We start from the raw sequence: 523 nt of genomic DNA, 5'->3' as shown, positions 1-523 counted from the left end.
GTGCCATCACTCACACTGATAATTATATTGCTGTAACTGCCTACTTGCTCATTCAGCGGGGTGCCGCTTAATTCGCCCGTTGCGCTGTTAAAGCTTAACCAACTTGGTTTGTTACTGATACTAAACGTTAAGGTGTCGTTGTCTGTATCACTCGCTGTAGGGATAAATTGATAGCCGCTGTCTTCGTTCACTGACGTCGCAGGCGTACCACTTATCAACGGTGCATCATTAACGCTCGTCACTGTGATTGCAATATTTGCTACATCTGAATTAAGCTCGCCGTCATTGGCGACAACGCTGACTGAGTCACTGCCATTAAAGTCACTGTTTGGTGTGTACACCAAACTATTGCCCGTTAAGCTTACGCTGCCATTGACCGCATCCGTCACCACGGTATAACTCAGGCTTTGCCCTTCAATGTCTTCGCCCGATAAGGTCACGGTTAAGGCCGTGTCTTCATCTGTTGAGACTGCTTGCCCTGCGAGCGTTGGCTTGTCGTTAATCGGGGTTATCGTTAATGATA

Annotated in this window: 1 protein-coding gene; it reads right to left on the bottom strand. The window is 47.6% G+C overall.

Annotated elements, in window-relative coordinates; all coding sequences use genetic code 11:
* Nucleotides 1-523 (bottom strand): Ig-like domain-containing protein (locus ADS77_RS21425; protein ID WP_152960674.1); only part of this gene is annotated, 523 nt, incomplete at both ends.

Source organism: Pseudoalteromonas porphyrae (assembly GCF_001298125.1).
In the GTDB taxonomy this organism is placed as follows: domain Bacteria; phylum Pseudomonadota; class Gammaproteobacteria; order Enterobacterales; family Alteromonadaceae; genus Pseudoalteromonas; species Pseudoalteromonas neustonica.
This window is presented reverse-complemented; position numbering and strand designations above follow the sequence as displayed.